The organism is Polaribacter sp. IC073 (genome assembly GCF_007997075.1).
GTDB lineage: Bacteria > Bacteroidota > Bacteroidia > Flavobacteriales > Flavobacteriaceae > Polaribacter.
Genome location: NZ_VORS01000001.1, coordinates 386178 through 411439, shown reverse-complemented (window position 1 = coordinate 411439; position 25262 = coordinate 386178). Strand labels below are relative to the sequence as shown.

24 protein-coding genes are annotated in these 25262 nt (G+C 31.0%); 21 read left to right on the top strand and 3 right to left on the bottom strand.

Annotated features, from left to right (window positions below):
- The first annotated feature begins 7 nt into the window (after nucleotides 1-7).
- The 16 genes from ES045_RS01820 (at nucleotide 8) to ES045_RS01745 (ending at nucleotide 15684) form a co-directional block, all read left to right on the top strand.
- Nucleotides 8-3040 (top strand): PEP/pyruvate-binding domain-containing protein, encoded by a 3033-nt coding sequence (locus tag ES045_RS01820; RefSeq protein WP_147111458.1) that lies wholly within the window; start codon nucleotides 8-10, stop codon nucleotides 3038-3040.
- Between the two features lie 179 nt (nucleotides 3041-3219).
- Nucleotides 3220-4557, top strand: a complete 1338-nt coding sequence (gdhA, locus tag ES045_RS01815; RefSeq protein WP_147111454.1) for an NADP-specific glutamate dehydrogenase — start codon at nucleotides 3220-3222, stop codon at nucleotides 4555-4557.
- Between the two features lie 85 nt (nucleotides 4558-4642).
- Nucleotides 4643-5266 (top strand): LysE family transporter, encoded by a 624-nt coding sequence (locus ES045_RS01810; protein ID WP_147111452.1) that lies wholly within the window; start codon nucleotides 4643-4645, stop codon nucleotides 5264-5266.
- The gene (locus ES045_RS01805; protein ID WP_147112110.1) at nucleotides 5241-5894 is read left to right on the top strand and encodes a LysE family transporter; all 654 of its coding nucleotides are present in this window, start codon (nucleotides 5241-5243) and stop codon (nucleotides 5892-5894) included. The genes ES045_RS01810 and ES045_RS01805 overlap by 26 nt, the downstream gene beginning before the upstream one ends.
- Nucleotides 5895-5900: 6 nt before the next feature.
- On the top strand, nucleotides 5901-6746 hold the full coding sequence (locus ES045_RS01800; protein ID WP_147111447.1) for an alpha/beta hydrolase family protein: 846 nt from the start codon (nucleotides 5901-5903) through the stop codon (nucleotides 6744-6746).
- 22 nt (nucleotides 6747-6768) lie between these two features.
- Complete coding sequence (gene dinB, locus ES045_RS01795) at nucleotides 6769-7851, top strand: DNA polymerase IV (protein ID WP_147112107.1); 1083 nt, start codon at nucleotides 6769-6771, stop codon at nucleotides 7849-7851.
- A gap of 57 nt (nucleotides 7852-7908) precedes the next feature.
- Nucleotides 7909-9075 carry an NAD(P)/FAD-dependent oxidoreductase gene (locus ES045_RS01790; RefSeq protein WP_147111443.1) on the top strand — a complete coding sequence of 389 codons (1167 nt, stop codon included), beginning with the start codon at nucleotides 7909-7911 and terminating at the stop codon, nucleotides 9073-9075.
- Complete coding sequence (locus ES045_RS01785; protein ID WP_147111440.1) at nucleotides 9075-9815, top strand: methyltransferase domain-containing protein; 741 nt, start codon at nucleotides 9075-9077, stop codon at nucleotides 9813-9815. The genes ES045_RS01790 and ES045_RS01785 overlap by 1 nt, the downstream gene beginning before the upstream one ends.
- Before the next feature lie 110 nt (nucleotides 9816-9925).
- Nucleotides 9926-10978 (top strand): type III polyketide synthase, encoded by a 1053-nt coding sequence (locus ES045_RS01780; RefSeq protein WP_147111435.1) that lies wholly within the window; start codon nucleotides 9926-9928, stop codon nucleotides 10976-10978.
- Nucleotides 10979-11033: 55 nt separating this feature from the next.
- Nucleotides 11034-11594: a transposase gene (locus ES045_RS01775; protein WP_147111430.1), complete on the top strand. Its 561-nt coding sequence runs from the start codon at nucleotides 11034-11036 to the stop codon at nucleotides 11592-11594.
- A 53-nt stretch (nucleotides 11595-11647) separates the two neighbouring features.
- Nucleotides 11648-12088 (top strand): 3-hydroxyacyl-ACP dehydratase FabZ family protein, encoded by a 441-nt coding sequence (locus ES045_RS01770; protein WP_147111427.1) that lies wholly within the window; start codon nucleotides 11648-11650, stop codon nucleotides 12086-12088.
- 55 nt (nucleotides 12089-12143) lie between these two features.
- Nucleotides 12144-13433, top strand: coding sequence for a beta-ketoacyl-[acyl-carrier-protein] synthase family protein (locus tag ES045_RS01765; protein WP_147111424.1), 1290 nt, complete (start codon nucleotides 12144-12146; stop codon nucleotides 13431-13433).
- A gap of 68 nt (nucleotides 13434-13501) precedes the next feature.
- Nucleotides 13502-13753 carry an acyl carrier protein gene (locus ES045_RS01760; protein WP_147111421.1) on the top strand — a complete coding sequence of 84 codons (252 nt, stop codon included), beginning with the start codon at nucleotides 13502-13504 and terminating at the stop codon, nucleotides 13751-13753.
- On the top strand, nucleotides 13746-14318 hold the full coding sequence (locus ES045_RS01755) for a 4'-phosphopantetheinyl transferase superfamily protein (protein WP_147111419.1): 573 nt from the start codon (nucleotides 13746-13748) through the stop codon (nucleotides 14316-14318). The genes ES045_RS01760 and ES045_RS01755 overlap by 8 nt, the downstream gene beginning before the upstream one ends.
- Complete coding sequence (locus tag ES045_RS01750) at nucleotides 14308-14757, top strand: GreA/GreB family elongation factor (protein WP_147111416.1); 450 nt, start codon at nucleotides 14308-14310, stop codon at nucleotides 14755-14757. Before ES045_RS01755 ends, ES045_RS01750 begins: the two co-directional genes overlap by 11 nt.
- Nucleotides 14758-14808: 51 nt before the next feature.
- A complete protein-coding gene (locus ES045_RS01745; RefSeq protein WP_410524634.1) occupies nucleotides 14809-15684 on the top strand; it encodes an AraC family transcriptional regulator in 876 nt (291 codons plus the stop codon).
- 190 nt (nucleotides 15685-15874) lie between these two features.
- Here the strand turns inward: ES045_RS01745 and ES045_RS01740 are convergent, their stop codons facing one another.
- Both ES045_RS01740 and ES045_RS01735 read right to left on the bottom strand, forming a co-directional pair.
- Entirely contained in the window at nucleotides 15875-16813 is a 939-nt protein-coding gene (locus ES045_RS01740; RefSeq protein ID WP_147111410.1) for an ABC transporter ATP-binding protein, read from the bottom strand.
- 423 nt (nucleotides 16814-17236) lie between these two features.
- A complete protein-coding gene (locus ES045_RS01735) occupies nucleotides 17237-19312 on the bottom strand; it encodes a M13 family metallopeptidase (protein WP_147111407.1) in 2076 nt (691 codons plus the stop codon).
- A gap of 243 nt (nucleotides 19313-19555) precedes the next feature.
- Between ES045_RS01735 and ES045_RS01730 the strand changes: the two genes are divergently transcribed.
- The gene (locus tag ES045_RS01730) at nucleotides 19556-20605 is read left to right on the top strand and encodes a flavin-containing monooxygenase (protein WP_147111404.1); all 1050 of its coding nucleotides are present in this window, start codon (nucleotides 19556-19558) and stop codon (nucleotides 20603-20605) included.
- A gap of 94 nt (nucleotides 20606-20699) precedes the next feature.
- On the opposite strand, the gene ES045_RS01725 is transcribed toward ES045_RS01730, so the two are convergent.
- Nucleotides 20700-22760, bottom strand: coding sequence for a prolyl oligopeptidase family serine peptidase (locus tag ES045_RS01725; RefSeq protein ID WP_147111399.1), 2061 nt, complete (start codon nucleotides 22758-22760; stop codon nucleotides 20700-20702).
- A gap of 193 nt (nucleotides 22761-22953) precedes the next feature.
- Between ES045_RS01725 and trxA the strand changes: the two genes are divergently transcribed.
- The 4 genes from trxA (at nucleotide 22954) to ES045_RS01705 (ending at nucleotide 25262) form a co-directional block, all read left to right on the top strand.
- Nucleotides 22954-23313, top strand: coding sequence for a thioredoxin (gene trxA / locus ES045_RS01720; RefSeq protein ID WP_147111397.1), 360 nt, complete (start codon nucleotides 22954-22956; stop codon nucleotides 23311-23313).
- A 303-nt stretch (nucleotides 23314-23616) separates the two neighbouring features.
- Nucleotides 23617-23955: a PadR family transcriptional regulator gene (locus tag ES045_RS01715; protein ID WP_147112104.1), complete on the top strand. Its 339-nt coding sequence runs from the start codon at nucleotides 23617-23619 to the stop codon at nucleotides 23953-23955.
- 1 nt (nucleotide 23956) lies between these two features.
- Nucleotides 23957-24607 carry a hypothetical protein gene (locus tag ES045_RS01710; protein WP_147111394.1) on the top strand — a complete coding sequence of 217 codons (651 nt, stop codon included), beginning with the start codon at nucleotides 23957-23959 and terminating at the stop codon, nucleotides 24605-24607.
- A gap of 4 nt (nucleotides 24608-24611) precedes the next feature.
- A complete protein-coding gene (locus tag ES045_RS01705; protein WP_147111391.1) occupies nucleotides 24612-25262 on the top strand; it encodes a hypothetical protein in 651 nt (216 codons plus the stop codon).

Genomic DNA, 25262 nt, shown 5'->3' with positions numbered 1-25262 from the left:
AACTAATATGAAAGAAAATATAATAGCCAACTTAAAATCTTACGCATTTAAAGAAGTTACTTTCGATAAGTTGATGAAAAAAAGAATTAATCAGGTGTTAATCGTTTGTTCTAACTACGATTTTTACATGCTTGAGGAAGATGGTAGAATTGAGGAGCGCATTTTTAATGAATATACCTCATTAAACTTAAGGTATCCACCAAATTTTGTGCACGCAAATTCTGCAAGAAGAGCCATTAAAATGATGAACTCTCATAAAATTGACATCATTATTACTTGGTTAGATATTGGTAATTATAAAGCATTTGAAACGTCAAAAATAATTAAAGAAGCCTTTCCAGATGTGCCAATTGCGGCGTTAAGTCATGACTCGTCACAACTAAGAAGCAAGTTAAAAAAAGGGAACACCGGTATTATAGATTTTGTTTTTCATTGGAATGGAAATGTAGATATATTTTTAGCCATCATAAAATTAACAGAAGACAGAATGAACGCCGAAGTTGATATTAATGGCGTTGGTGTAAAAGCGATTTTGTTGGTAGAAGATTCTCTTAAATTCTATTCTAGATATATTCCACTTATTTATAAAGTGATCCTTAAACAAACCCAACAAATAATGTCTGAAGGGTTAAACGAGCATCGAAAGATGCTTTTAATGCGAGGGAGACCAAAAATTTTATTAGCAACAACTTTTGAAGAAGGAATGCATTTATTTGATACCTATAGAGACAATTTATTAGGCGTAATATCGGATGTTAATTATTATAAAGACGGAGTACGAAATGAAGAAGCAGGATTCTTATTTTTAAATTATGTACGAAATTACAAGCGATATTTTCCGTTTTTAATTCAATCTTCTGATGCAAGTAATGAAAAAAGAGCTTTAGAACTGAAAGGAAAATTTTTATACAAACACTCAGAAACATTAGGGGTAGACATTAGAAACTATATTGTAAAATACTTTGCTTTTGGAGACTTCGAATTTTGGGATCCAACGCAAATGAAAGTCTTAGCAACAGTTAAAGATTTAAGTGAATTTCAAAAAGCAATAAAAATTGTCACAGAAGATAGTTTGATGTATCATGCAACAAGAAGTGAGTTTTCTAAATGGTTAAAATCTAGAGCGCTGTTTCCTTTAGCAGATTTATTAAGCACTATAGAATATAATGATTTTGAAAATAGCAATCAAATAAGAGAGTTCTTAAATAGCGCTATTAAATTATATAGAATCTATAGATCTAGAGGTGTAATTGTAAAATTTAACAAACATAAATATGATGAATTTGTTCGGTTTGCAAGAATTGGAGAAGGCGCTTTAGGAGGAAAAGGAAGAGGTTTGGCTTTTATAGACTCTTTTTTAAAGCGAAATAATTTATATAACAAATATGAAGACGTAAGCATAACAATACCAAGAACCGTTGTAATAAGTACAGACGTTTTTGATCAGTTTATTGATACGCACAAATTAATTAAATTTGCTGCAGAATGTTCGGATGATGAAAAAATACTAAACGAATTTATTTCAAAAGATTTGCCAGAATGGGCTTTAGAAGATATTAAAGCATTTTTAAGAACAACCAAATGTCCAATTGCAGTAAGATCTTCTAGTATCTTAGAAGACTCTAATTACCAGCCTTTTGCAGGGGTTTTTTCAACTTATATGGTTCCAGATTCTGAAATTGATAAAAAAGTTGAAATGATTTCTAATGCAATAAAATCGGTGATGGCATCTTCTTTTTTCGAAAACAGTAAATTATATTTAAAAGCAATAGCACACACAATAGAAGAAGATAAAATGGCTGTAATTTTACAAGAGGTTACAGGTAAACAATACCAAGATGTGTATTATCCAAATATCTCGGGAGTGGCACGTTCTATTAATTTTTATCCCATTGGAGAAGAAAAACCAAATGAAGGAATTGCCAATATTGCTTTAGGTTTAGGTGAAATAATTGTAGGTGGAGGGCAATCTTTACGTTTTTCGCCATATCATCCAAAAAAAGTACTACAATTATCTTCTCCGGGTTCTACTCAAAGAAACACACAGCAATATTTTTATGGTTTAGATCTAGACCCAAATAGTTATAAAGCATCTACCAGTGAAGGGATCAATAAAAAGAAAATAACCATTAGAAAAGCCGAACATCATGGTTCTTTAAAGTTTGTAGCATCTACCTATGATTTACAAAACAATATGATTAGACCAGGCGTAATGCAAGACGGAATTCGTGTAATTACGTTTGATAATATTTTAAAATACAACACTTTTCCGTTGCCGGAAATTTTAAAAGAATTATTACGAATTGGGCAACGAGAAATGAGAAACCCAATAGAAATAGAGTTTGCCGTAAAGTTAGATGTTCCGTCAGGAAAACCAAAAGAATTTAGTTTTTTACAAATAAGACCTATTGTAGAAAGTGTAGAAACGGTAAGTAAATTGCCTGAGAACTTAGACATTTCAGACACCATCATTTATTCTGAATCTGCCTTAGGAAATGGGAAGTATGAAAACATTTGCGATGTTGTCTATGTAAAACCCAAAACTTTTAATTCAGCCAATACAAGAGACATCGCAAAAGCAGTAGAAGAAATTAATAAAAAATTTGTAGTAACAGACAAACCCTATATTTTAGTGGGGCCTGGGCGTTGGGGCTCCAGCGATTCTTGGTTAGGAATTCCAGTAATTTGGTCTCAAATTTCTGCAGCAAAAATAATTGTAGAATCGGGTTTAGAGGATTTTAGAATAGATCCGAGTCAAGGAACTCATTTTTTTCAAAATTTAACATCCTTTAAAGTGGGGTATCTAACCATAAATCCGTTTATAAAAGATGGTTTTTTTGATGTAGATTATCTAAATGAACAAGAAGCTGTTTTTGAAGATTCTTATTTACGCCATATTTCCTTTAAGAACCCACTTACAGCTGTTGTTGATGGGGCAAATAATAAAGCAGCAATTTTTAAAGCAGACATTTCATTGAAAGATATTTATACCAATGAAGAAAATACAGATGAAGAGTTGCCACCTGAGGGATTTATGTAAAAATATGTATATAATAAAAAATATCCTTCAAATATTTAAATAAATCTCATATTCGTAAAAAAGGATTATTTTTTTGTTAAATCTTAAAAAAGACCATTGAATATGTTTTTAAAAATCAATTTTAAAGATGTATTTTTGTTATTAAAATTATTATATAAATAGTTGTTAATTATATTAATATGAATATCACAGAAATTTTAACAAATCTAGAAACAAAACACCCTAACGAAAAGGAATATTTACAGGCTGTTAAAGAAGTTTTAGAGTCTATTGAAACAGTTTATAATGAAAACCCACAATATGAAGCGGCAAAAATTATTGAACGTTTAGTAGAACCAGATCGTATTTTAACTTTTAGAATCTCTTGGGTTGATGATTCAGGAAATGTTCATGTGAATTTAGGTCACAGAATACAGTTTAATAACGCAATTGGCCCTTACAAAGGAGGTATTCGATTACACCCAAGTGTAAATTTAAGCATCTTAAAGTTTTTAGGGTTTGAGCAAATATTTAAAAATGCCTTAACCACATTGCCAATGGGAGGTGGTAAAGGAGGATCTGATTTTAACCCAAAAGGAAAATCAGATGCCGAAATTATGCGTTTTTGTCAAGCATTTATGTTAGAGCTATGGCGATTTATTGGCCCAAGTACAGATGTACCTGCTGGAGATATTGGAACAGGATCTAGAGAAATAGGGTTTATGTATGGTATGTATAAAAAGCTACAACAAGAAAACTCGGGCGTTTTTACAGGTAAAGGTTTAAATTGGGGAGGAAGTTTAATTAGACCAGAAGCAACAGGTTTTGGTGGCGTTTACTTTACAAAAGAAATGTTAGAAACCAAAAATGACGATTTTAAAGGCAAAACGATTGCGCTTTCAGGTTTTGGAAACGTAACGTGGGGTGTTGCTTTAAAAATTACAGAATTAGGCGGAAAAGTAGTTACAATTTCTGGTCCTGATGGTTATATTCATGATGAAAAAGGATTTGATGATGATAAAATAAGTTACTTGTTACAATTAAGAGGAAGTAACAATGATATTGTTTCTCCGTATGCCGATGAGTTTCCAGAAGCTACCTTTTATCCAAATGAAAAACCTTGGGGTGTAAAATGTGATATTGCAATGCCTTGTGCTACTCAAAATGAGTTAAACGGAGAAGATGCAGCAAAGTTAATAGCAAATGGTGTACAATATGTAGCAGAGGTTTCTAATATGGGGTGCACTCCAGAAGCCATTCACGAGTTTCATAAGGCCAAAATTTTATATGGACCTGGTAAAGCAGTAAATGCAGGTGGAGTTGGAGTTTCTGGATTAGAAATGTCTCAAAATGCGATGAAATTAAATTGGACGAGAGAAGAAGTAGACACTAAGTTACATCAAATAATGAATTCTATACACACTGCTTGTTTGAAATTTGGAACAGAAGAAGATGGTTATGTAAACTACGTAAAAGGAGCAAATATTGCTGGTTTTATTAAAGTAGCCGATGCAATGTTAGACCAAGGTGTTATCTAATAAAACTCTTTTAAGTTATTACAAATATGAAACGCGTCAATTCTTTGACGCGTTTTTTTGTTTATTTGCGTAACTAAAATAATATATGAACTTCCTTATTTTTATGGTCTTGGGTTTTGGTATTGCAGCAGCAGGTAGTATTACTCCCAGTTTTTTAAACTTAACAGTAGTAAAATTCAGTTTAAGAAATGGTAAAAAAGCCGCATTTTATTTAATTGGTGGTTATGCAACCATTTTATTTTTTCAGGCAAATATTGGTGCTTACCTATCTAGTATTTTAATGGAAAATTCAGAATACATTACTTTAATTCAAAAAATAGGAACCGGAATTCTTTTTCTTTTATCGATTAATTTTTTTAGATTATATTATACTTCAAAGGAGAAGAAAGAGAAAAAAGAAATTCCTAAAACGAAAGCCTATTTACACGGTATCATCATGTCTTCTTTAAATACAATAGCCATCCCTTTTTATTTTACCTCAATTTCTGTTTTAATAGGTTTAGCGTATTTTGAATACTCCTATTTAAATGGATTTTACTTTTCAATTGGTTCTACATTGGGCTCTTTTACCTTGTATTCCTTATATGCTATTGTTGCTGAAAAAATTCAACATAAACTAACGTATATCGCTGCTAAAATGGATTTTATTTTAGGCTGTTTAACCGGAATTGTTGCAATTGGAAATGCTGTATATTTGTATCTCCAATAATTTATCTTTGAACCTACTTTTACTCTTTTTCTTCGGATTTTTTTTCTCTTTCGTCGGCTCTATAACGCCAAGTATGTTAAATATGACGGCTTTAAAGATTAGTTTAGAAAAAGGAAGAGAAGCGGCTAATAAATATGCGTTTGGTGTTTCTATTACTACAATTCCGCAAGTAATTACAGCAGTTCTTTTAACAAAGTACCTTGCAGAAAACCCAACAATCTTGGAGACCTTAGAAAAAGCAGGAATTCTTATTTTTATTTTGTTGTCTTATTATTTTTATAAAGCATCTAGAAAAGGTAAAATGAAGGTTGAAGAACTTAAAACGAAAAAGGAACTTCCGTTTTTAACAGGAATTACTTTGTCTGTAATAAATATGTTTGCCATTCCTTTTTTTTGCGGAATTATAGTACTGTTAGATACTTTTAAGCTGTTTAGTTTTTATTTTATTCCCGTATTATTTTTTACTTTAGGAGCTGTAATTGGTACATTTTACATCCTTTTTTTATATGGAAAGTTTGCGAAAAAAATTCAACAAAAAACAGGAAAACTAACAAAAGACATTAATATAATACTATCTATTTTAACAGGTTTCGTTGCTATTTTTACAATTATAAAACGATTTATTTAAAATAAAATGAAAAAAAACACGAATATAATTGTTGAAGGAAAACACCGTAAACCAATAGTAACAGATGTTTTTTACAAAGAAAATAATCAACCTAAAAAAATAGTTATTTTTTGTCACGGTTACAAAGGCTTTAAAGATTGGGGCGCTTGGAATTTAATGGCAGAAAGGTTTGCAAATGCAGGTTTGTTCTTTATTAAGTTTAATTTTTCTCATAATGGAGGAACCGTCGAACAGCCTATAGATTTTCCAGACTTAGAAGCTTTTGGAAACAATAATTACACCAAAGAGCTAGACGATTTAGAGAGTGTTATCAATTGGATTTCATCCGAAGAAAAATTTAAAAATGAAATTAATAGTAACGATATTTCTATTATTGGACATAGTAGAGGTGGCGGAATTGTGCTGTTAAAAGCAAATGAAGATAGAAGAGTAAAAAAGGTAATTACGTTGGCTGCAGTTTGCGATTTTGAAACAAGATCATCAACAATTGGCGATTTAGAAAATTGGAAAAAAATAGGCGTTAAATATGTTTTAAATGGAAGGACAAAGCAAAACATGCCACATTTTTATCAGTTTTATGAAGATTTTAAAGAAAATGAAACACGTTTAAATATTCAGAAAGCAGTAGAAAATTTAAAAATCCCTCAGTTGATAATTCATGGAGATAAGGATACTTCGATTTCTTTAGAAGAAGGAAAAAAAATACATTCTTGGAACTCTAAAAGTAAATTTAAAATTATTGAAGGAGCAGATCATGTTTTTAATGTTTCTCATCCTTGGAAAGAAAAAAAGATGTCTACCGAGTTGTTGATAACTACAAAATTATGCATCGACTTTTTTAATAACAAATAAATAAATCTCGTAATTTTTAATGATGGAATTACTGCCTCCTTTTAAAAAAATTATTCATGTAGATATGGATGCTTTTTATGCGTCTGTAGCAGAATTAGACAACCCAGAGTTAAGAGGAAAAGCAATTGCAGTTGGTGGTGAAGGGCGAAGAGGAGTTATTTCTGCGGCAAGTTACGAGGCGCGTAAATTTGGTGTGAAATCTGCAATGAGCGGTATGTTAGCCAAACAGAAATGCCCACATTTAATCTTTGTAAACAGCGATTTTGATCGGTACCGTGAAATTTCACAAAAAGTTAGAGAAATATTTTACGAGTATACAGATTTAGTAGAGCCACTTTCTTTAGATGAAGCTTATTTAGACGTTACAGAAAACAAGAAAGGAAATCCGTCTGCAAATGATATTGCAAGAGAAATTAGACAACGTATTTTCGATGTAACAGGTTTAAGAGCATCCGCAGGAATTTCTATCAACAAATTTATAGCAAAAGTAGCTTCAGATATTAACAAACCAAACGGACAAAAAACAGTACATCCAGATGAGGTCATTCCGTTTTTAGAAGAGCTTCCTGTTAATAAATTTTACGGAGTTGGTAAAGTTACTGCTGCAAAAATGTACAATTTAGGGATCTTCAAGGGAAATGATTTAAAGAAAAAACCTTTGGAAGAATTGGTGAAATTATTCGGAAAATCTGGAACTCATTATTATAATATTGTTCGCGGAATTCATAACAATGCTGTAAAACCGAATCGGATTAGAAAATCTCTTGCTGCAGAAAGAACTTTTAGTGAAAACATTTCTTCAGAAATTTTTATGATAGAAAAGTTAGATAAAATTGCTGATGAGTTAGAAAGACGCATGAAAAAATCGGATACTAAAGGAAAAACCATTACCTTAAAAATTAAATATTCAGATTTTACACAACAAACGAGAAGTAAGACAAAAGCAACTTTTATGCAGACGAAAAACGAGTTTTTTCCTGTGGTAAAAGAATTATTATATCAAGAAGAATTACCAAATTCTGTACGTTTATTAGGGTTGTCTTTTGGGAATTTAAACACAGAAATTACTGCACCTGTTTGGGTACAATTAAAGTTCGAATTTTAACAAAATTAATAAGATCTCACAGGTTTTAAAAACCTGTGAGATCTGCTAAAAACAAGAATGAAAGAACTTATTAAGATTAATAATGAGACTAAGGAGAGCAAAGTTGCGTTCGACGTTATTGTAATTGGTGGAGGTTTGGCGGGATTGTGCAACGCAATTCACTTATCAAAATTTGGTAAAAAAGTTCTATTGATTGAAAAAAATGAATATCCAAAACACAAAGTTTGTGGCGAATATATTTCAAACGAAGTGCTGCCTTATTTAGATTTTTTAGAGATCAATCCGTTTGATTTTGGCGCTGTTAAAATTAAAAAATTTCAATTATCAACTACAAAAAATAATCTTATTTCTGCAAAATTACCTTTAGGTGGGTTTGGAATTTCAAGATATCAATTAGATTCTATTTTATTAGAAAAAGCGATAAAAAACGGTGTAACAATTTTACAAGATTCAGTAATAAATGTAGATTTCGAAAATGATATTTTTTCGGTTGAAACGAAGGAAAATCAAAATTTTACAACCAAAGTAACCATTGGTGCTTTTGGAAAACGTTCTTTATTAGATGTGAAAATGGAACGGAATTTTATCCAAAAAAAATCACCTTATTTAGGTGTTAAAATCCATGTAAAAGGAAATTTTCCAGATGATTTAGTGGCGCTTCATAATTTTAAAGGGGGTTATTGTGGAGTTTCTAAAGTAGAAAATAATGCGATTAATTTGTGTTATATCACTAGTTTTTCATCCTTTAAGAAGTATAAAAACATTAACGATTTTCAAGAGCAAGTTGTTTTTAAGAATCAATTTTTAAAAGAAATATTCAAGAACTCCGAAGCAGTTTTTGAAAAGCCTTTAACGATTAGTCAGATTTCTTTTGAAACAAAAAAACCAGTAGAAAACCATATTTTAATGTGTGGAGATTCTGCGGGAATGATTCATCCACTTTGTGGAAACGGAATGAGTATGGCAATTCAATCTGCACAAATAGCATCTAAACTCATTCTAAATTACTTGAATGGTGAAATCGCATCTAGAAACGAGTTTGAAAAGCAATATCTTAGGCAGTGGAATAAAAAGTTTAGTTTGCGTTTAAAAGCGGGACATTTTATTGCAATGTTATTTCGAAAAGATAGAATTGCATCGATTTTACTTCAAATTTTAAAGAAACTGCCTTTTTTATTACCCATAATTATCAAACAAACCCACGGTAAACCAATGAAAATTTAATGGACTTCTTCATCAGTACAAAAAATAGAACAGACAAAGAAGAACTAATGGACGATTTTTCTATTGGTGGCGATTTATTGCGAGATACGTTAGATAAATTAGAAAATATCAATCGTTATTTAGGCGGAAATTTAGTAACTTTAAATTCGCTGAAAAAAGTATTAAAAAACCACCCAAAAGAACAGGAATTTACCATTGTAGATATTGGTTGTGGTCATGGAGATATTTTACGAGATGTTGCTAAATTCGGAAGAAAAAATGGTTATAGATTCAAGCTGATTGGCATGGATGCAAACCCAACAGCCATTGAATATGCAAACGAATTATCAACTGAATTCCCTGAATTAAGCTTTAAAACAGAAGATATTTTTTTTAATGAATTTAAAAACCGCCAGTTTGATGTTGTTTTAGCAACCTTATTCTTGCATCATTTTAAAGAAGAACAATTAGTATCTTTTCTAGGAAACACCTTAAAACAAACAAAAATAGCAATTGTAGTAAATGATTTACATCGACATAAATTGGCGTATTATTTATTTATGTTGTTGTCTCTTTTTATTAAAAATAAAATGATTATTGAAGACGGATTAACGTCTGTTTTAAGAGGGTTCAAAAGAAATGATTTAGAAAGGATCTCTCAAAAATTAAACGTAAAACCACAAATAACTTGGAAATGGGCATTTCGTTTTCAATGGATTATAGAGCGTAAAAAAGTCAAAGGTTTTAAAGTTGAAAATTAGGGTAACAAACATCACAAGTATCTGTGAAACACGTGTCAAAAAAGATATTTAAAAAAATCTCCGAGAACCTCTGTGTAAAAGCTCTGTGAATCTCTATGTAACAATAAATTATGAAAGTAAAAATAACATCGGTTGCAAAACAACTTCCAAAATATCACAGAGAAACAAAAGATATTATTCCGTTTGTAAAATTGTGGATGCAAGACCAAGACGAAAGATTTCAAAGAAAAGTTACCAAACTTTTTGAAGGAGCAGGAGTAGACAAACGCTATTCTATCATGGATCCATCAGCAGTTTTTGTGGCAACTTCTTTCGAGGAGAAGAATGAAATTTATGCAAGAGAAGTTGTAAAACTAGCAGAACAATCTTTACAAAAATCATTAGATAAAGCAAGTTTAAAACCCACAGATATCGATTATATAATTACGGTAAGCTGTACCGGAATTATGATTCCGTCTATGGATGCTTATTTGATTAATTCGCTGCAAATGAAACAAGATATTGTGCGTTTACCAGTTACAGAAATGGGCTGTGCAGCAGGAGTTTCTGGTATTATTTATGCAAAGAATTTCTTGAAGGCAAATCCGAATAAAAGAGCAGTCGTAATTGCCGTTGAAGCACCAACAGCAACGTTTCAGCTAGAAGATTATTCGATGACAAATATTGTAAGTGCTGCTATTTTTGGTGATGGTGCTTCTGCAGTAATTTTGTCTTCTTATGAAGAAGACAAAGGGCCAGAAATTATAGATGAAGCCATGTATCATTTTTATGATGCGACTTCTATGATGGGTTTTAAATTGGTGAATACAGGTTTACAAATGATTTTAGACAAGGAAGTTCCACAAAAAATATCGGATCATTTTCCGGCAATTGTACATCCGTTTTTAGAACGAAATAATTTGACGATTGATGATGTAGACCACTTAATTTTTCATCCTGGAGGAAAGAAAATTGTACAAACGGTAGAAGATTTATTCGGCGTTTTAGGCAAAAATATAGACGATACAAAAGAAGTTTTACGTTTGTATGGTAATATGTCTAGCGCCACTGTTTTGTATGTTTTAGAGCGATTTATGGATAGAAATCCCGCAAAAGGAGAACGCGGTTTAATGTTAAGTTTTGGTCCTGGTTTTTCTGCACAACGAATTTTGTTGGAGTGGTAATTAATATAGACTTCACAGGTTTTTAAAACCTGTGAGGTCTGCTAAAGAAAACAATATGAAATATGAAGTTTTAGAAGAAGACTTTTTTTACCATATTTATAACTGTGGAAACAATAAAGAGAATATTTTTATTGAAGAGCAGAATTATGCTTATTTTCTTCTATTAGTAAAAAAACACCTTTCTAAAACTTCAGAGGTTTTGACGTATTTTTTATTGAAAAATCACTTTTACTTGTTAATAAAGACAAAAGAAGAGGTTACTTCAAAAGAAATATCTCAATCATTTTCAAATTTATTTAATTCTTATTCGAAAAGGATTAATAAAAAATACGGAAGGAGTGGAAGTTTATTTAAAGACCGATTTTCTAGAATCAAGTTAGATAGTGAAGAATATTTAAGAAAGTTGATTTTATATATTCATTTAAACCCAATACATCATCCGTTTGTAGATGATTTTAGAGTTTACGAACATTCATCTTATAATTCGATGTTATCAAATAAACCAACGCGGTTATTGCGAGAATATGTTTTAAACCTTTTTGAAGACAAACAAAATTTTATCGATTCTTATAAAATCAAGGAAATAACTATTTTAGAATCCTTAGCTTTAGAGTAATAAAGAAGCCCTCACAGGTTTTTTAAACTTGTGAGGGCTGTTAAATGTAATAAATGAACCAAATAGAAATCATAAAAAACCTTCCTTATACACATCCATTTTTGTTTGTTGATGAATTGACAGAAATTTCAGAAAATGGAGTGACAGGAAATTATACCTTTAAAGAAAATGCCTTTTTTTATGAAGGCCATTTTAAAGGAAACCCGATTACGCCAGGCGTTATTTTAACGGAAACAATGGCACAAATTGGTGTTGTTTGTTTGGGGATTTATTTATTAAAAGACGAAATTACATCAACAGAAAATAAACCACAAATTGCGTTAACTTCTAATAATATTGATTTCTACTTACCGGTTTTACCAAATGAAAAAGTAACGGTAATTTCAGAGAAAGAATATTTTAGATTTAATAAACTAAAATGTAAAGTAAAAATGCTAAATTCTAAAAATGAATTGGTTTGCAGAGGAACTATTTCTGGAATGATAAAACGTTAATTTTAATAGACCTCACAGGTTTTTAAAACCTGTGAGGTCTAAAATCAATAAAGAAATGAATTCAGCACAAGTAAAAAATAGAGTCGTAATTACTGGTTTAGGAGTTGTTGCACCAAATGGCGTTGGTTTACCAGCATTTACAGATGCTATAAAAGCTGGAACTTCAGGAATTACTTTTCATCAAAATTTAAAAGACAAAGGTTTTTCTTGCTGTATTGGTGGAATTCCGAATGTTTCCGAAGAAAAAAAGGCAGCATACCTAACACCTTTACAATTACGTGGCTTTAATAGTACGTCGATTTTATACGGTTGTATGGCAGGAATTGATGCTTGGAAAGATGCTGGTTTTTCTGTAGATGAAAATTCTAAATTAGACTATGCTTCTGGTTTAATTTTTGGAACAGGGACCTCTGGAATTGAAAAGTTTAGAGAAGCAATTTATAAAATTGACGATCAAAATGTAAGACGTTTAGGAAGTACTTCTGTGGTGCAAACTATGGCAAGCGGAATTTCGGCTTATTTAGGTGGAATTCTAGGTTTAGGAAATCAAGTAACCACAAATTCATCTGCTTGTACAACAGGTACAGAAGCCTTGTTATTAGGTTTTGAACGTATTAAAAATGGAAAAGCAACACGAATGTTGGTTGGGAGTTCTAGCGACAGTAGTTTGTATACTTGGGGCGGATTTGATGCCATGAGAGTAATGTCTTATAAGCACAATGAAACGCCAGAAAAAGGATCGAGACCCATGAGTGAAACTGCATCTGGGTTTGTTCCTGGAAGTGGTGCAGGAGCCTTGGTCTTAGAATCTTTAGAAAGTGCTTTAGAGAGAAATGCAACAATTTATGCAGAGGTTTTAGGAGGGAATATAAATTCTGGCGGACAAAGAAATGGAGGAACGTTAACTGCGCCAAATGCAGAAGCGGTTCAGAAATGTATTACGGACGCACTTTTAGATGCTGGTATTTCTGCAGAAGAAATTGATGTAATAAACGGCCATTTAACAGCAACCTCTAAAGACAGTTTAGAAATAGAAAATTGGACCAAAGCATTGCAAAGAAAAGGGACTGATTTTCCGTATATTAACTCTTTAAAATCGATGGTTGGGCATTGTTTGGCTGCTTCTGGTGCGATTGAATCTGTGGCTTCTGTTATACAAATTAAAGAACAATTTGTGTTTCCGAATATTAATTGTGAAGATGTACATTCAGAAATTACAGCATTAATTTCTTTGGATAAAATTCCGATAAAAATGATGGAGAAAAACATTACTATTTTAGCAAAAGCAAGTTTTGGTTTTGGTGATGTTAATGCGTGTGTTATCTTTAAAAAGTATAAATTTTAGCTAATTTAAGTTAAAGACAGACCTCACAGGTTTTTAAAACCAGTGAGGTCTAAAACAATAAATAAAAAATGACGAAAGAAGAAATTATATCAAAGTTAACAAGCATTGTAAAACCCTATGTACAAAATGAAGAGGGTTTTAAAAACTTAAATGAAAAAACAGATTTTATCAACGATTTAGAAATAAATTCTGCAAATTTAGTAGATATTATTTTAGATGTAGAAGACGAATTTAAAATAGAAATAGACAACGATTCTATGGAGAAAATGCTTTCTGTAAAAGCAACTGTTGCCGTAATTCAATCTAAAATGAATGCATAATATTGGCAATGACATTGTTGATTTAAACCTAGCAGAAACCGAAAGTAATTGGCAGCGAAAAGGTTTCTTAGAAAAGCAATTTACAAAAAAAGAGCAACAAGAAATTTGTGAGGCTGATACTTCATTTTTAACAGTTTGGTTGTTTTGGAGTATGAAAGAAGCAGCTTATAAATGCTATACTCAAAAAGTAAAAAAACGTTTTTTTGCACCTTTGAAATTTGAATGCCGCTTAATTTCTAATAATGAAGGAGTTGTGCTTTATGAAGGAAATAAATACCATACAATTACAAGCTTCAACTCATTTTATATTCATACAATTGCTAAAGAAACGGATGATGAAATAAATTTTTTTTTAAATATTGATTCTTCAGAAACAATACATAGTGATTTTAAAAAGCAATTAGCAGTTCAAACAGGAATTTTATCCGAAGAAATAGAAAAAAGGAAATCGGTTATTGGTGCTCCGCTTTTTTATCATCAACAAAAATTATTAACCAAATCTTGCTCAATTTCTCATCATGGAAATTATGGCGCATTTGTATTTATTTTAAATAATGAATCTTAAAAAAGAACTATATAAATTTTGCGAAGAATTTGTAAACAAGCGTTTGCAAACGGTTGAGGAGGTAATTTTGTCTAATCAGAAAGCATTGCAGTCTGAAACGAAGAGTTCTGCTGGTGATAAGCACGAAACAGGGCGCGCTATGTTGCAGTTAGAAATGGAAAAAGCGAGTCAGCAATTAGAGGGAATTACACAAATGAAAGAAACTCTAGCGAAAGTTAATATTTTAAAATCCGCTGAAAATATATGCTTAGGAAGTGTAGTTTTTACAGAAAAAGTAAATTATTTTTTAAGCATTTCTGCAGGACAACTAGTAATTGCAGACACTACTTATTATGCTGTTTCGGTTTCTTCACCAATTGGTAAGTTGTTGCTAGGAAAGAAAATAAATGATGAATTTATTTTTAACAAGAAAAAAATCATGATAACAGAAATAAATTAAAAGTTGTATTTTAGAGGTCTAAATATTTAATAATAGAACGATTAAGGTCACGTGAAAAATAATTATCTAAAAACTCATAATTTCCATAAGCTTCAAAAAGCCAATTTTGATATTGTGAATTTTCAAGATTTAGTAAAATTTGAGAATGAAGATAGCCTTAGAAAAAACCACAAGGTTAATTTTTACGCATTAATGTTTATAACAAAAAATAATGGTAAACACTCCATCGATTTTACAGATTATGAGTATTGCAAAGGAACTATTCTTGCTATTAGAAAAGATCAAATGCATCGGTTTTATTTAAATAGTGAGACAGAAGGTTTTTTGTTGTGTTTTAAAGAAGAATTTTTAAATAGTTATTTGAATGAATTAGAAGTAGCTAATGCCATACAGATGTTTAATGAGTTGCTTGTATCTCCAAAAACACAATTAGAAAATAATGATTTTAGTGGTGTTTTTCAATTAGTAAAAGGGATAGAAAAAGAGGTGTTACTTATAAATGATATTTATTCTTTTAAACTGATACGAAGTTTATTACATCTTTTAATTACATTAATTTTCAGAATAAAATCTAAAGAATATAACAACAATCAACAAAGTAAATATTTAAAAGAGTTTATAAAGTTTCAAAATATTTTAGAAGAAGACTACTCTAAAACCAAAAAAGTGTATGACTACGCTAATAAGTTGGGTTTTTCAGCAAAAAAGCTAAATACTGTTGTTAAGTTTATTGCAAATAAATCTGCTAAAGAGTTTATAGATGATACTGTTATTATTAAAGTGAAAAGATTGCTTTTACAATATGACCTTTCTATAAAAGAGATTGCTTTTAAAGTAGGTTTTAAAGAGCCAACCAACTTATTTAAATACTTTAAAAAGCATACTAAATTTACCCCAGAACAATTTAGAAAACAATTTATAAACTAAACGGCATTGTTTCTATATTTCCCCTTTTTACAGTCAAAAGGCAAATTATTACCTTTTGTCTCCTGTAATTTCAGTTTATATTTGCTAACAGATCTCTTTTGAGGTCAAAAATTATTTCCCCCAACTTTTCATAGGATTTAACAATTCAATTAAAAAATGAAAAAGTTTATAATTTAATCATCTTAATTATTTAATTAAGATGATTTTTTTTGATTTCAATCATAACTTTAGTTCCCGCTTTTAAATCTGAAGAATGATTTAAAAATACCACTTGATTTTCAAATTTAGCCTCAACTAACCAATAAGCACCTTTAAAATATGAATTGGAGACTGTTGCTTGTAAATTAGAGCTTTCAACAATTTTTATTTGATTCGGATATAATAGTACGGTTTTGTCGTTAAAAACAACCTCATTTACATCGTCAAACAAAGCTGCTACGTATTTTTCTTCCGGATTGTTATAAATCTTTTTTGGTGAATCTGTTATTAAGATCTTATTGTTGCGAATAATTAGTAGTTTATCTGCAAAAGAAAGGGCGTCATTCTTGTCATGTGTAGCCACAATACATGCAATGTTTTTTTCTTTTAAATAAGCAAAAAGCTTTCTTCTTAGAGAGTTTTTTTTGAAGTTGTCTATTTGCCCGAAAGGTTCATCTAGTAACAATAATTCGGGTTCATTTGCCAAAGCTCTGGCAATTGCCACCCGTTGTTTTTGTCCGCCACTTAGGTTTTTTACTTTTGTTTTTTCAAAAGCTTTCATTTCTATAACTTCTAATAATTCTTGCGTTCGTTTTTCACTTTCTTCTGGATAAAACCGAGACAAAAATTTCTTAATATTTTCTGAAACAGAAATATAAGGCATCAAATCGAAATCTTGTGCAACATATTTAAAGAAATCCATCCCCGGAACTAGATGGTGTTCTGGTCCTAAAACCTGATTTTCTTTCCAAAATATTTCTCCTTTTTTTAAATCTAATAAGCCGTAAATTGCTTTTAAAAGTGTCGATTTTCCACAACCACTTTCGCCCATAATACATAAATGTTCGCCTTCTTTTAAGGTGAAATTAAAATTACTTAAAACAATTTTTCTTTTAGAATACCCAAATGAAATTTTATTTACTTTTAACATATTGTAAAAATAAGGATTAATGATTTAAAAAGTTATCAATACAATTTTTTTCCTACGTCTCTTTTTATAAAGCAGGTGAGATTTCACCTAGCGCCCAGTTTTGTTTTTCTTCTTTAGGAAAAATCACATAAAGCTAATTAATTGCTCAATTTTTATTTCCTGACTTTGAACCTTTTCCTATGGTTGAAGTTTCCCATTTGTGTGGTTTTATTCCTATTGTGTTTACGCAGCGTTTTGTCTTTTCTAGACTGGCAGCGTTAGCGATTGAAACGACATCCTTTTTGCTTTTTCTGCAAAAAGATATAGTGTAAAGCGCGACCCTTTAGGGAACGCCCAAATAAAAAAAAACCGACACTTTCGCATCGGTTTTAATTTTAATATATAATTTTCACAAAGAGCATCCTACAAAAAAGGTCTGCGACCTTACCAGATTCTTACTCTATCTTCTGGTTTTAAATACATTTTATCACCTTCTTTAACATTGAACGCTTTATAGAAAGCATCTACGTTTTTAAGAGGCATATATGCTCTGTACATACCAGGAGCGTGTGTGTTTGTCATGATTAAGTTTTTAAGAGCTTCGTCTCTCATTTTTGTTCTCCAGATGGTTCCCCAAGAAAGGAAGAAACGTTGTTCTGGTGTGTAACCGTCTATTTTTTCTGGTCTATCACTTTTCTTTAAGAAGATTTGTAAACCTTCGTAAGCTGCTTGTACACCACCTAAATCTCCAATGTTTTCTCCTAAAGTATATTCACCATTTAAATGCATAGAATCTATGGCAATAATGTCTGAATATTGTTTTACTAATTGTTTACCAATTACTGCAAATTTCTCTGAATCTGTGTCTGTCCACCAGTTTTTAAGGTTTCCATCGCCATCGAAACGAGCGCCAGAATCATCAAAACTATGAGAAATTTCATGACCAATAACAGCTCCAATACCACCATAATTTACAGCTTCATCTGCTTTATAATCATAAAAAGGAGGTTGTAAGATTGCTGCTGGAAAAACGATTTCATTATTTACAGGATTAAAGTAAGCGTTTACAGTTTGCGGAGACATTCCCCATTCTGTTCTGTCTACTTTCTTTCCTAATTTTGCCATGTTTTTGTTGTAGTTCCATTTTGTAACGTTAATTGCGTTTTCAAAATAAGAACCACCATTATCTAACCCTTTTACTTGTAATTCAGAATAATCTTTCCAAACATCTGGATATGCAATTTTAACAGTCAATTTATGTAACTTTTCTAATGCTTTTTCTTTAGTTTCTTCGCTCATCCATTCTAAACCAGCAATTCTTACTTCGAAACCTAACATTACATTGTCTATCATTTCTTTTGCCTTTGCTTTTGCTTCTGGCGGAAATTTCTCATCTACATATAACTTCCCTAAAGCTTCACCAACAGCACCATTTAAGCTTCCTAAAGCACGTTCGTCTCTTGCACGTTGTTTTTTAGCACCACGCATTTCTTTGCTATAAAACTCCCAATTTGCAGTTTCTAAATCTGTAGATAAAGAACCTAAAGAATTGTTGATAGTGTTCCAACGTAATAATAATTTTATATCGTCTACAGAACGTTTTGTAAAAACTTCACTCATGGCTTTAAAATAACCAGGATCTGTTACAATAACTTTGTCTAAATCTGTAACACCAATACCGTCTAAATGTGCTTTCCAATCTATTGCAGGCGCTAATGCTGTTAATTCTGCTATAGACATTGGGTTGTACATTTTACGAGTATCTCTACGCTCTTCTTTGGTCATCATTGGTGCTGCTAAACTAGTTTCAAAAGCAACAATGGTAGCTGCATTTTTCTTAGCTGTAACTTCATCGTCTCCAAATTCTTGAAACATTTTAGCAACAAATTCTTGATATTTAGCTAATTTATCTGCAACTTTTGCGTCTACGTAGTAATCTCTAGACAAACCTAAAGACCCACCACTCATATAGCCGGCATATTCACTACTGTTTTTTAAGTCATTGTAAACACCAAAACCGTAAAAACCACCACCGCCATAAGGCGCCATGTTTGTAATGTAGTTTTCTACATCTTTTTTAGTTTTAATTTCATCTATTTTTGCTAAAAACGGCATCACAGGTGCTTTACCTTGTTGGTTTCTAGCAACAGTATCCATTATTGTTTGATAATAGTTTACAGCTTTTTCTTGATCTGAATCTATTTCATTTCCTTGTGCGTCTTTTACCTTCGGAAAATCTTTTTGTTCTATTGCATTGTTTAAAATAGCTAAAACGTCTGCATCTGTTTTCTTACGCAGCTCGTTAAAACCACCCCAAGACGTTTGATCATCAGGAATTGCTGTACTATCAATCCAAGTACCGTTTACGTGTCTAAAAAAATCTTCTGATGGTGCTACAGAAGTGTCCATATTTTCAATGATAATTCCTGCAGATTTCTCTTCGGATTTTTCTTCTTTACAAGAAACAAAAGCAAACGATGCAATTGCAGTTGTAAACAAAACTCTTTTTATTGTTTTCATGAGTTAATTATTAGATTGTTTGAATGATTAGTAGGTTTGTATACTTTTATGTTACACTTTTTAACAGTAAGATTTTATTTCACCTTTATGGAGTTTAGCAGTATATTAAATATACATTTCAAAGATAAGTAAATTTCTAATTGCTAGGTTTTTATATTTTTATAGAAATTTATTAGGAACTATTTAAACAACTAAAGAATAGACCTTTTTAAAAACAGTAGTTTTGTAGTTACAAAACAATACATGAAGGATTATATAATTATTGGTGCTGGTCAATCTGGTTTAGCAATTGCGTATTATTTAAATAAACAAAATGCAAATTATTTAATAGTTGATGCCAATTCTGAAGTTGGTGCGCCTTGGTTAAAAAGGTGGGATTCTTTAAAATTATTTACACCTTCGGAATTTAACAGTCTACCAGGTTTAGAATTTCCGTATAAGAAAGGACATTATGCGAATAAATATGAAGTTGCAGGGTATTTAAAAGGATACGTTTCTAATTTTAAGATTCCGGTTGAGTTTAATCATAAAATTACTTCGTTAAAGAAAGAGAATGGTGTTTTTAAATTAGAAAGCAACCTTAAAACTTTTGAAGCAAAAAATGTAATTGTTGCAACGGGTCCGTTTCATAAACCTTTTACACCTAGTTGTAACACAAAAATATCGGAAGACATATTACAAATTCATAGTGAGCATTATAAAAGTCCAAATCAACTAAAAGAAGGCGCAACATTGGTTGTTGGCGCTGGAGATTCTGGTGTGCAGATTTTAAATGAAATTTCAAAGATGAATACACCTGTTTATTTTTCAGGAAATACAGACATTGTATCACTTCCGCAGGAAATATTAGGAAAAACATTGTGGTGGTGGTTTAGCAAAGTAGGTTTTTTAACAGCCCATAAATATTCTTGGATCGGTAAAAAACTAAGTAAAACCGGTCAGCCAGTTATTGGTACAGATGTAAAAACATTGTTTAAAAAACAAAATGTTACGTGTGTGGGTAGAACATTAGATGCAAATGAAAAAACCATCACATTTGAAAAACAAAAAGTAAACGATATTAAGAATATTGTTTGGGCAACCGGTTTTAAACCAAATTTTAATTGGATTGATGGCATTGAGTTAGATGAAAATCACTATCCTAAAAATTACAGAGGTGTAAGTAAAACGATTGACGGATTGTACTTTTTAGGACTTCCGTGGTTGTACACAAGAGGTTCTGCCACTTTAGGAGGTGTTAAGAATGATGCAGAATATTTAAATGAATATCTTATAAACAAAGTTTCTAAATAAGAAGCTTTCTTTTAATAGAAACCAAACTATATAAAAAAAGACAGCTATAATTAGCTGTCTTTTTTTTGTTCTTTAAGAAGTAAAAACTAAGGCTTTATTTTAGCGGATTTGGCAATTCCTGAAACCCCATATTAAATAACGTAAAACCAAAAATGTCTGCATATTGTTCAATGGTTTTTGCAACTGGAGTTCCGGCACCATGACCAGCATTGGTTTCTATTCTTATTAAAACAGGACTTTCTCCTGCTTGTTTTTCTTGCAATTCTGCAGCAAATTTAAAACTATGTGCAGGTACAACCCGATCATCATGATCTCCGGTAGTTATTAAAGTTGCCGGATAATTCACGCCTTTTTTTACATTATGAACAGGTGAATATCCTTTTAAATAAGTAAACATTTTTTTGTTGTCATCTGCCGTTCCGTAATCATACGCCCAACCAGCACCCGCTGTAAAAGTATGATAACGCAACATGTCTAAAACGCCAACTGCCGGTAGCACTACTTTAGCTAACTCGGGTCTTTGCGTCATTGTTGCCCCTACTAATAAACCTCCGTTAGAGCCTCCACGAATTGCTAAAAACGCTGAAGAAGTATATTTTTCTGCAATTAAATATTCTGCAGCAGCAATAAAATCATCAAAAACATTTTGCTTTTTTAATTGCGTTCCTGCATCGTGCCATTTTTTACCAAGTTCGCCACCACCACGTAAATTAGGAACCGCATACACACCGCCTTGTTCCATCCAAATTGCATTAAAAATACTAAAAGCTGGCGTTAAACTTACATTGAAACCTCCATAACCATATAAAATAGTAGGATTTTTCCCATTTAATTCTATGTCTTTTCTGTGCGTAATAAGCATCGGAATTTTTGTATCATCTTTCGATGCATAAAAAACCTGTGTACTTGTATAGTTTTCTGAATTAAAATCAATTGCCGATTTTCTGTATAAAATATAATTCCCGTCTTTTGGTGAAAACTTGTAGATTACACCAGGTGTGTTGTAATTTGTAAAAGAAAAATAAAGTTCTTCTAACTCCGTTTTCCCCCCGAAACCACTAACTGCGCCAATTCCTGGTAAATTTACTTCTCGAATAAGGTTTCCATCAAAATCATATTGTAAAACTTTAGAAACCGCATTTACCATATAATTTGCAAAGAAATAACCAGCGCCAGTAGTAGGTTGCAATACATTTTCTGTTTCCGGAATAAAATCTACCCAATTTTCTTGCATCGGATTTTCTGCATCAACCGTTACAATTTTCTGATTTGGTGCATTCAAATTCGTCTGTAGGTATAGTTTACTTCCTCTGTTATCTAGTACTTGTGTATCGCTATTTGTAGTTGTAATAATTGATTTTAATTCGCTGTTTTCTTCGGATAAATTTTTGATAAATAACTTGTTTCCAGAAGTAGAAACAGCCGCTGAAATAATTAAATAAGTATTGTCTTCTGTTAAATAACCACCAACATACCTGTGTTTTTCAGCAGCTTTATTACCAAAAATAACGAGATCTTCTTTTTGTGAAGTCCCTAATTTGTGATAATATAATTTATGATGATCTGTTTTTGCAGACAATTCACTTCCGGTAGGTTTGGTATAACTAGAATAATAAAAACCTTCGTTTTTGTACCAAGAAATTCCAGAGAACTTTACATCAACAAGTGCATCTTCTTTAATGTTTTTACTTTCTACATCTAAAATGATAATTTTTCGCCAATCAGAACCACCTTCAGAAATCGAATAGGCCGCTGTTTTTCCGTCTTTAGAAAAACTCAAACCTCCTAAAGAAGTTGTGCCATCTTCTGAAAACGTATTCGGATCTAAAAAAACTTCTTCAGTGGCATTTTCTCCTTTTTTTCGATAGATAACAGCCTGATTTTGCAAACCGTTATTTTTAGAAAAATAAGTGTAATCTCCTTCTTTAAACGGAGACCCTTCTTTTTCATAATTCCATATTTTTGTTAACCTCTCTTTTAACTGATTTCTGTACGGAATTTTACGCAAGTAATCGAAAGTAACTTCATTTTCTGCTTTTACCCAAGCCTCTGTCTCTGTACTGCGATCATCTTCTAGCCATCTATAATTATCTGTTACTTTTATACCAAAGTGCTCTTCGATTACTGGTTTCTTAGTCGTTGTTGGGTATTTCAAATTTTTATTTTTTTGTTGATTGTATGCTCATCAAAATTAAATGTTAGCAATTACATTTAAGATGTTTTAACAATTTTTAACTTTTAGAATTTGTGAACACTGTCATTTTGTAATATTTTGTAGTTTTTTACGACTAACATTGAAGTGAAACAACGTATAATTATCTCAATTTTGTTGAGAAAAATAGACTATTATGACAGAAAATTTAACAAAAGAAGCATTTTTAGAGAAAGTATTTAATTTTGAAGAAAATAAAGAATGGAAATTTGAAGGGAAAAGACCCGTATTAATCGATTTTTATGCAGATTGGTGTGGCCCATGTAAAGCATTGGCACCTGTTTTAGAGCAGCTTTCAGAAGAATACGAAGGAAAAATTGATATCTATAAAGTAGATACCGAAGCAGAACAAGAATTGGCTGCTGCATTTGGTATTAGAAGTATACCATCTATGTTATTTTGCCCTGCAGAAGGAGAACCACAAATGGCAAATGGCGCTCTACCAAAAGGAGATTTAGAGAAAATAATAGCAGATGTTTTAAAGGTAGAAAAGTAAAATATTTAGTTTCATTGCGAGAAGTTTCTGGTAAAAACAGAAAACGACGAAGCAATCTTTTTTTGGAAAAGTAAAAACTTTTTAAAATATAGCAATCCTGAGAATTTAATGTTTTCAGGATTTTTTTATTTTCAACACTTATACATAAGATTCTAATGTATAAGAAAATTATGTATATTTGATTTTTATAGAAGTCATTGCGAGGAAGTATGACGAAGCAATCTATTTTTTAATTATAAGATTGCTTCGTTCCTCGGAATGACAGACTTACAAATAAACAATTACACGATTATACATCCAAAAATGGGAAATCAGAAATTATACAAAGGTTCTTTACAAACCATCATTTTAAAGTTATTAGCAAGTAACGATAAGATGTACGGGTATGAAATTACGCAAAAAGTAAAAGAACTCACCAAAGGCGAATTAAAAATTACAGAAGGTGCTTTGTACCCTGCATTGCACAAATTAGAAGCCGATGGTTTGTTAGATGTTGAGGTTGCAAAAGTGGGAAACCGTCTACGGAAATATTATAAATTAACCGAAAGTGGTGCTAGAGAAACAGCGAATAAGTTAGAAGAGATGCAAGAGTTTTTAAGAACGATGCAGCATTTGGTAAATCCTAAATTTAGTTTGGAGTAAGATGGAAAAGAAATACGAAATAATAGAAAAGCAGTTGGTTTTTCTAAATGGTTTTTTATTACGAAAATATCCAAGTATTTCTGATGAAACTAGAATTGAACTAACAGATCATTTAATTTTAGATTTTGAAGCTACTACAGAAAACGGAAATTTATCTCAGTATTTATCTAATGAACTAGGGTTTATTAGAAAGTTTGTCTTTAATGGAGTTCGTAAAGTAAAGAAAACTTATAGAATGGAAACTTGGAGTCAGTTTTTCAGTTTTTTTACTGATTTTAAACTTTTACCAATTACTATTTTTATCAGTTTGCTATTTTATTTTTTAAATGAAAACTTAAATAATAAAATTGCATGTTTGTCTATATTCATTTTAAGTTCCATTTTGTTTTTAGTTTCTATTCGTAAAGGAATGATAAATAAAAAAGCATTAAAACACTTGGGTGAAGTTAAATTTTTAGGAACAGAAATTTGGCTTCCTTTTTTCTTAGTACAATTACTTGCAGAAAAACATATTGGAGAATTTATAACATCTAATAGTTACCTTTTTACAGTATATTCTACATTTATAATAATGTATGGATTAGCCGCACTCCTTATTTTGAGAAAACACAAAAAAATTATTTTAGAAAAATACAAACACTTGTTAAACTAATGCTATGGAATTAACAAAAGAACAACAACGCTTGGTAGAACAATATTTAGAAAGTAAGAACTTCGACTTTTTAGATTTAAAACCAGAAATTCTAGATCATATAGTTTCTGATATTGAACATTTAATGAGTGAAAGTCACATTTTTGAAAACGCTTTTAAAATGACGCTTTTAAAATGGGAAAAGCATTTTAAAGAAACATCTAGTTTCTTTTTTGGAATGTTATATTCAGAATCTAAAATTGTGGTAAATAAAGCAATTAAATTATTTAAGCCCTTCTACTTTTTGTACTTGGGAGCTTATTTTTTACCGATACTCTTTTTAAAATTAGTACCTGTTCATTTCTCTGAAACGATAATGGATTTTACAAATGGTTTTCTGTTTTTATTTTCTTCTTTACTATTGGTTTACATGGTTTTTATCATCATAAAAACAATACAGTCTAAAGTAAAAACCACCTATCGTTTTATTTTGAAGACGCAGTATTTTGGTCTTATTTTATTAATTATGGGTTTAGCAGTTGGTGTTTTTAAAGAAAACGGAGAAATGAATCCTGTTTTTACAGGTTTTATTTGCGCAGGTTTTTCTGTTGTTTTTATTTGTCATCATTTCTACAAAAAACATAAAGAAGCAATTAGAAAATATAAAATTTCATAA

Excerpts from the sequence above, each read along its gene's own strand:
- ES045_RS01820 (WP_147111458.1), top strand. The coding sequence starts at position 8 with ATGAAAGAAAATATAATAGCCAACTTAAAATCTTACGCATTTAAAGAA.
- gdhA (WP_147111454.1), top strand. The coding sequence starts at position 3,220 with ATGAATATCACAGAAATTTTAACAAATCTAGAAACAAAACACCCTAAC.
- ES045_RS01810 (WP_147111452.1), top strand. The coding sequence starts at position 4,643 with ATGAACTTCCTTATTTTTATGGTCTTGGGTTTTGGTATTGCAGCAGCA.
- ES045_RS01805 (WP_147112110.1), top strand. The coding sequence starts at position 5,241 with ATGCTGTATATTTGTATCTCCAATAATTTATCTTTGAACCTACTTTTA.
- ES045_RS01800 (WP_147111447.1), top strand. The coding sequence starts at position 5,901 with ATGAAAAAAAACACGAATATAATTGTTGAAGGAAAACACCGTAAACCA.
- dinB (WP_147112107.1), top strand. The coding sequence starts at position 6,769 with ATGGAATTACTGCCTCCTTTTAAAAAAATTATTCATGTAGATATGGAT.
- ES045_RS01790 (WP_147111443.1), top strand. The coding sequence starts at position 7,909 with ATGAAAGAACTTATTAAGATTAATAATGAGACTAAGGAGAGCAAAGTT.
- ES045_RS01785 (WP_147111440.1), top strand. The coding sequence starts at position 9,075 with ATGGACTTCTTCATCAGTACAAAAAATAGAACAGACAAAGAAGAACTA.
- ES045_RS01780 (WP_147111435.1), top strand. The coding sequence starts at position 9,926 with ATGAAAGTAAAAATAACATCGGTTGCAAAACAACTTCCAAAATATCAC.
- ES045_RS01775 (WP_147111430.1), top strand. The coding sequence starts at position 11,034 with ATGAAATATGAAGTTTTAGAAGAAGACTTTTTTTACCATATTTATAAC.
- ES045_RS01770 (WP_147111427.1), top strand. The coding sequence starts at position 11,648 with ATGAACCAAATAGAAATCATAAAAAACCTTCCTTATACACATCCATTT.
- ES045_RS01765 (WP_147111424.1), top strand. The coding sequence starts at position 12,144 with ATGAATTCAGCACAAGTAAAAAATAGAGTCGTAATTACTGGTTTAGGA.
- ES045_RS01760 (WP_147111421.1), top strand. The coding sequence starts at position 13,502 with ATGACGAAAGAAGAAATTATATCAAAGTTAACAAGCATTGTAAAACCC.
- ES045_RS01755 (WP_147111419.1), top strand. The coding sequence starts at position 13,746 with ATGCATAATATTGGCAATGACATTGTTGATTTAAACCTAGCAGAAACC.
- ES045_RS01750 (WP_147111416.1), top strand. The coding sequence starts at position 14,308 with ATGAATCTTAAAAAAGAACTATATAAATTTTGCGAAGAATTTGTAAAC.
- ES045_RS01740 (WP_147111410.1), bottom strand. The coding sequence starts at position 16,813 with ATGTTAAAAGTAAATAAAATTTCATTTGGGTATTCTAAAAGAAAAATT.
- ES045_RS01735 (WP_147111407.1), bottom strand. The coding sequence starts at position 19,312 with ATGAAAACAATAAAAAGAGTTTTGTTTACAACTGCAATTGCATCGTTT.
- ES045_RS01730 (WP_147111404.1), top strand. The coding sequence starts at position 19,556 with ATGAAGGATTATATAATTATTGGTGCTGGTCAATCTGGTTTAGCAATT.
- trxA (WP_147111397.1), top strand. The coding sequence starts at position 22,954 with ATGACAGAAAATTTAACAAAAGAAGCATTTTTAGAGAAAGTATTTAAT.
- ES045_RS01715 (WP_147112104.1), top strand. The coding sequence starts at position 23,617 with ATGGGAAATCAGAAATTATACAAAGGTTCTTTACAAACCATCATTTTA.
- ES045_RS01710 (WP_147111394.1), top strand. The coding sequence starts at position 23,957 with ATGGAAAAGAAATACGAAATAATAGAAAAGCAGTTGGTTTTTCTAAAT.
- ES045_RS01705 (WP_147111391.1), top strand. The coding sequence starts at position 24,612 with ATGGAATTAACAAAAGAACAACAACGCTTGGTAGAACAATATTTAGAA.